Genomic DNA, 5,881 nt, shown 5'->3' on the forward strand with positions numbered 1-5,881 from the left:
TCGCTCGACTTCGATAAACGCCTCGATCTTTTCCTGGGCCAGCCCGGCCTCTGCTGCGATGCGGCGGGCGAGGTCGGCGGCGGCGGCACGCGGCCGCCCCATCGGCCGGTCGAGCCAGTAGGATACCGGGTTGAGGGCTGTGCGCTCATCGACGGGAGTGATGCGGCCCGATTGTAATTGATGTCCGGTCAGCGGCGGGCGGGCCAGCGCGATGCCGAGCCCATAGGCGGCGGCGTCGAGCACCAGATTGTAGTCTTCGAAGCGGCGGTCCTGCGGGCGCGGGCGGTAATCCATGCCTTGCGCGGCAAACCAGGCGCGCCAGGCCGACGCGTCGGAATCGTTGATCAGCGGATATTTGAGCAGCCGGGCAGGGTCGCCGCGGCCGATCTCGCGGGCAAGCTCGGGTGACGCGACAGGGAAGACATGTTCCTCGAAAAGCTGCACCGAGATGCGGCCCGGAATGCCGCCGCGTCCACAACGGATCGAGAGGTCGATGCCTTCATCGGCAAGGTCGGCCTGGCGGATGTCGACATCGAGCACGATGCGCAGCTTCGAGGGATTGTTTTCCAGCGCTGCCATGCGCGGCATCAGCCACAGTCCGCTGACCGAGGGGATCGAGGTCAGCCGCACCACCGCCGTGCCACGGGGCTCGACCCAGCGGTCGGAATGGGTCGATATCAGCGCAAAGGCTTCCGCCGTGCGCAGATGCAGCCTGTTGCCTTCGATCGTCAGCGAGACGCCGCGCGCACCACGGTCGAAGACTTTCAATCCCAGCCAGTCCTCGAGCTTGGCGATCTGCCGGCTGACGGCGCCATGGGTGATATTGAGCTTTTCGGCGGCCGCTGAAAAGCTGCCTGTCCGCGCCGCCGCATCGAAGGCGCGCAGCGTTTCGAGCGGCACCATTGTGTCCGAGCTGTGATCCATAGTCACAGGTGATCCTCGATTTCGTCGTTTGTCAACCGGGGTGAAAAGGCGTTTTCTGCCTTTCAGGACCGAAGAAATACGAGGGCGGTGAGATGAGCGAGATAACGGGCACGTTGAATTCGACACAGCGAATGGACACCACGGCAGCCATCGCGGTGGCGCTGACGGTGGTTGGTTGGGCCTCCGCCTTTCCCGCTATCCGAGCCGGTCTCGCCGCCTTCGGCCCACTGGAACTGGGTGCGTTGCGATTTGCCATCGCCGCTGTGCCGGCGGCGATCTTCCTGGCCGTCAAGCGCCCGGCGCTGCCAAGGCTCGACGAAGCGTGGCGCCTGGTCTTTGGCGGCGCCATCTTCGTCGCGCTCTACACCGTCATGCTCAATTTCGGCGAACTGACCGTCTCGGCCGGTGCCGCCGGCTTCATCATCAATGTCAGCCCGATCTTCACCGCCATCATGGCGATGGCATTGCTGGGCGAGCGCTTCTCAGGCGTGGCCTGGATCGGTACGGTGATTTCCTTCGCCGGTATAGGCATCATCGCCATGGCCGACGGGCATGGCCTGTCGTTCAACACCGGTGCTCTGTTGGTGCTTGGTTCGGCCTTGTGCTCGGCCGTCAACACCATCGTCCAGAAGCCGCTGTTTGCCCGCCATCATCCATTGACCATTTCGGCTTCGAACATGGTGCTCGGCGCACTATGCCTGGCGCCCTTCCTGCCGTCGGCCTTTTCGCAGGCGGCGGTCGCCGACACAGCAGGCCTCGGCGCCGTCATCTTTCTCGGCATCGTGCCCAGCCTCATCGCCTATGCCGCCTGGGCGACCGCGCTGTCGCGTCTGCCGGCGGCACGTGCCTCCAACTTCCTCTATCTGGTCTCGCCGATGTCCGCGCTGATCGGCTTCTTCTGGCTGGGCGAAGTTCCCACGCTGCTCGGCATAATCGGCGGCGCGCTGGCGCTGGGCGGTGTCATCGTGGTGAATTTGAAGAGATGAATATTGCCGACCGTCCGCTTCCGCCATTCGGAACGATCCCTCGATCAAACGCGTTTAGCCGAGGTTTGTTCGACGGAGGTCCGAATGCCGGGTGCAACCACGCACCGACGCATGCAACTGGATGATCTATCCATTTTTTATCGCGAGGCAGGGCCGTTAGAAGCACCTGTCTTGCTCTTGCCGCACGGCTATCCCTGCTCTTCGTTCCAATTCCGCCGACTGATGCCGGCGCTCGCCGACCGCTGGCGGACGATTGCATTCGACTGGCCTGGCTTCGGATACAGCGGCACACCCGATCCGGTCACCTTCGGCTATGATTTCGACGCCTATTGCGACGTGCTTTCCAAGCTTGCCGATGAATTCGGTCTCGAACGCTACGCCTTGTGGCTGCACGATTATGGCTCGCAGATAGGGCTCCGGCATGCGATCTCGCACCCGGAGCGGATCAGCGCCCTGATCATCCAGAACGGCGACATCTACGAGGACGTGCTTGGACCCAAATACGCCACGATCAAGGCCTGGTGGACCGACAAGGCGCCCGGCAAGCACCGTCCGCTCGAGGCCGCGGTAAGTGAGGACGGGTTCCGGGCCGAGTTCATCGGGGAAGTGGCTGACGACGTCGCCATGCGCGTGCCGCCCGATCTCTGGAGCCTTCACTGGCCACTGATGAACACGCCGGTTCGTCGGCAGATCGCCGTCGGTCTGATGGAGAAGCTGGAAGCCAATCTCACCTGGTTTCCGCGCTACCAGGCTTATTTGCGTGAACACCATCCGCCCACGTTGATCGTTTGGGGGCCAGAGGATGGCTATATGCCCGCGGCGTCGGCAACGGCCTATCATCGCGATCTGCCCGATGCGGAACTGCATCTGATCGAAGGGGCGGGTCATTGGCTGCTCGAGACACATTTCGACGACGCGCTGCCGCTGGTCCGCGATTTCCTGGCTCGTGTTCACGGCTGATCACAGCCGGCGTCCGCTATGCCCGGTTTGCTGTCCGCCTGACTGAAGGAGAACCTCATGCCGACCAAACCGACCATCGCGCGCATCTGGCGCGGTCGCACCCGCCGCGACATCGCCGACGCCTATGAGCCATACCTGCGTGCCGAGGGTATTCCGCCCCTCGAGAAGACGGCGCTTGGCGTCCAATTGCTGCGCGAGGACCGTGATGCCGAGACGTGGTTCACAACCATCTCCTATTGGGCCGACATGCAAGCGATGACCGCCTTTACCAAAGGCGAACCGACCAAAGTCCATCATCTGGACCGCGATGCCGAGTTCCTGATCGAGCTGCCGGAGCGGATCGAAATCCATCGGATACTTGTCGATCGTCGGGGACTGCGCTGAGCGCCGATCGGTGGTTCGCAACCTCTTCTTCTTCGCGGTGATATCGCTGATCTGGGGGCTGACCTGGGCCGCGATCAAGCTCGGTCTCAATGACGCGCCTCCGCTCCTGCTGGCGGCTGCACGCTATTTGCTGACCGCTTTGGCGGCAGGAGCCTGGCTTTTCGGCGAGGCGGTCGGCTGGGCTGAAATCACCGGTGCGATCCTCCTGCTGGCGGCGGCTGCGATCGCGCTACTCAGGCCGCTGGGCGAAAATCGCGGGTGACCACATTGTCGGCCGGCCTCCTTGACCTGCCGACCTCGAGCGGCGAAGCGATAGGCCCGCAATCCGTCCGCAGCTATCGCCGTCCGAAAAGCCGTTCGATATCCGCCAGCTTGAGTTCGATATAAGTGGGGCGGCCGTGGTTGCAGGTGCCGGAGCCGGGCGTCGCCTCCATCTGCCGCAGCAGCGCGTTCATCTCCTCGGCCTTGAGCAGGCGGCCGGAGCGCACAGAGCCGTGGCACGCCATGGTCGCGGCTATCTTGTCCAGCCGCTCCTTCAGCGTGTCGACCGTGTCGTTGTCGGCGATCTCGTCGGCGAGGTCGCGCACCAATTGCTGGACATTGGCCTCGCCCAGCATCGACGGCGTCTCGCGCACCGCGACAGCGCCGGGGCCAAAGCGCTCGATGCCGAGACCGAAGCGGGCCAGCGTTTCCGAATGCAGCGCAAGCCGCTCGGCATCCTCTTCCGGCAGGTCGATGATTTCGGGCAGAAGTAGCATCTGCGAGGGCACCGGGCGCGAATGCAGCGCATTCTTCAGCGCCTCGTAGACCAGCCGTTCATGCGCCGCATGCTGGTCGACGATGATGAGCGAATCCCTGGTCTGGGCGACGATGTAATTCTCATGCACCTGGGCGCGCGCCGCGCCCAGCACCGCGCCGAGCAACGTCTCGGCCGCTTCATCCTGCCCTGCGCGTGCATCGGCGCTGGCAAGCGGACCGGCATCGAAAGCCGCTTGCTCGCTTTCTCGCAAGCCGCGCTGCTCGAAGCCCGCACCATCGAAACCCATATCGAGCGGCCGCTGCGGCGATCGGGCAGGATCGAAGCCGGACGGACCCGACGCGCGGTAGGCCGCGTCGTAGCTGCGGTGGCCGTTTGCCGGTCCGCCGTGGCCGTAGGATGCGGCCCCTGGCCGGAACGCCGCCATCATGCCGGCGGCACCCGTGGTGGCGGCGCGGACGCCGGCATCGGCCAGTGCCTGTCGGATGGCCCCGACGATCAATCCGCGCACAAGGCCGGGATCGCGGAAGCGCACATCGGCCTTGGCTGGATGGACGTTGACGTCGACGATGGCCGGATCGAGCGTCAGGAACAGCACCGTCACCGCATGGCGGTCGCGCGGCAGGACGTCGGCATAGGCGCCGCGTATGGCGCCGGCGATCAGCTTGTCGCGCACCGGGCGGCCGTTGACGTAGGCATATTGCTGCAGCGCGTTGGCGCGGGTGAAGGACGGGATCGACACGTGGCCGGTCAGATGCACGCCATCGCGCATCGCGTCGAGGGCAATCGAATTGTCGGGAAAGTCGGCGCCCATCACCTGGGCGACACGACGCAGGCTGCCTTCCGCGCTGTCATCCGCCGCCGGCAATTCCAGTGTCGAGCGGTCCGAGCCGGCCAGCGTGAAGCGCACGGCGGGGAAGGCGATGGCGATGCGCTTGACCACATCGCTGGTGGCCGAGCTTTCGGCGCGCTCGCCCTTCATGAACTTCAATCGGGCCGGCGTTGCGAAGAACAGGTCGCGCACCTCGACCGTGGTGCCGCGATTGGCCGCCGCCGGCCTGACAGGCAGGACGCGGCCACCCTCGATGCCGATCTCGGCGGCGCTGTCACTCGCTGCCGTGCGCGAGCGGATCGAAAGTCGCGACACCGAGCCGATCGACGGCAGCGCTTCGCCGCGGAAGCCCAGCGAGCGGATGTCGTTGATATCCTCGGTGAGCTTGGAGGTGCAGTGACGTGCGATCGCCAGCGCCAGCTCCCGTTCGGCAATGCCGGAGCCGTCATCGGTGACGCGGATCAGGTTCAGCCCGCCGCCCGATGTGACGATCTCGACGCGCGAAGCACCGGCATCGAGCGCATTCTCGACCAGTTCCTTGACCACGCTCGCCGGACGCTCGATGACTTCGCCGGCGGCGATCTGGTTGATCATCGTTTCGGAAAGCTGGCGGATGGGCATGGCGGCACTATAGGCGGATTCGCGTCGCGCGGGAGGGGCAGAATTGCGCCAGCGGTGGATCAGTGGAAAACGACTTATGCCTGCGCCGCCAGCCAGTCGCGCACCTTGCGGGCGTTGTCGCTGAGCTCCCGGTTCTTCGGCCAGACGACATAGAAGGCCTTGCCGGTCTTCAGCACATGATCCGTCACCGGCACCAGCAGGCCCGACGCCAGCAGCCGCTCGGCGAGGTGCCGCCAGCCGAGCGCGATGCCTTGGCCTTCCATGACACCCTGAATCACCAGGCCGTAGTCGTTGATGCGCAGGCCGCGCGCGGTATCGCTGAGATTGGCGCCCGCAGACTGGAACCATTCGTCCCAACTGGCCGCCTCGCGATACGGCTCCTCCAGATGGATGAGGCGGTGCGTGGCCAGTTCGGCA

The 5,881-nt window shown here is 65.0% G+C and carries 7 protein-coding genes; 4 read left to right on the top strand and 3 right to left on the bottom strand.

What is annotated here, in order from left to right:
* Window positions 1-924, bottom strand: a 924-nt coding sequence (locus tag EN925_RS20105; protein ID WP_127385314.1) for a LysR family transcriptional regulator, incomplete at its 3' end; no start/stop codon positions are given.
* 92 nt (window positions 925-1,016) lie between these two features.
* On the opposite strand from EN925_RS20105, the gene EN925_RS20110 reads away from it, so the two are divergent.
* The 4 genes from EN925_RS20110 (at window position 1,017) to EN925_RS20125 (ending at window position 3,516) form a co-directional block, all read left to right on the top strand.
* Window positions 1,017-1,910 carry a DMT family transporter gene (locus tag EN925_RS20110; protein WP_013532338.1) on the top strand — a complete coding sequence of 298 codons (894 nt, stop codon included), beginning with the start codon at window positions 1,017-1,019 and terminating at the stop codon, window positions 1,908-1,910.
* A gap of 84 nt (window positions 1,911-1,994) precedes the next feature.
* Window positions 1,995-2,870, top strand: coding sequence for an alpha/beta hydrolase (locus EN925_RS20115; protein WP_127369578.1), 876 nt, complete (start codon window positions 1,995-1,997; stop codon window positions 2,868-2,870).
* Window positions 2,871-2,927: 57 nt separating this feature from the next.
* Window positions 2,928-3,254 (top strand): hypothetical protein, encoded by a 327-nt coding sequence (locus EN925_RS20120; RefSeq protein ID WP_027163236.1) that lies wholly within the window; start codon window positions 2,928-2,930, stop codon window positions 3,252-3,254.
* Between the two features lie 10 nt (window positions 3,255-3,264).
* Window positions 3,265-3,516 carry a hypothetical protein gene (locus EN925_RS20125; protein ID WP_127369576.1) on the top strand — a complete coding sequence of 84 codons (252 nt, stop codon included), beginning with the start codon at window positions 3,265-3,267 and terminating at the stop codon, window positions 3,514-3,516.
* A 73-nt stretch (window positions 3,517-3,589) separates the two neighbouring features.
* Here the strand turns inward: EN925_RS20125 and mutL are convergent, their stop codons facing one another.
* Window positions 3,590-5,464 (bottom strand): DNA mismatch repair endonuclease MutL, encoded by a 1,875-nt coding sequence (gene mutL, locus EN925_RS20130; RefSeq protein WP_127385315.1) that lies wholly within the window; start codon window positions 5,462-5,464, stop codon window positions 3,590-3,592.
* Window positions 5,465-5,538: 74 nt separating this feature from the next.
* A partial coding sequence (locus EN925_RS20135) for a LysR substrate-binding domain-containing protein (RefSeq protein WP_245487248.1) occupies window positions 5,539-5,881 on the bottom strand: 343 nt, incomplete at its 5' end.

It is taken from the genome of Mesorhizobium sp. M7A.F.Ca.US.006.04.2.1, from assembly GCF_004022915.1.
Classification (GTDB): domain Bacteria; phylum Pseudomonadota; class Alphaproteobacteria; order Rhizobiales; family Rhizobiaceae; genus Mesorhizobium; species Mesorhizobium ciceri.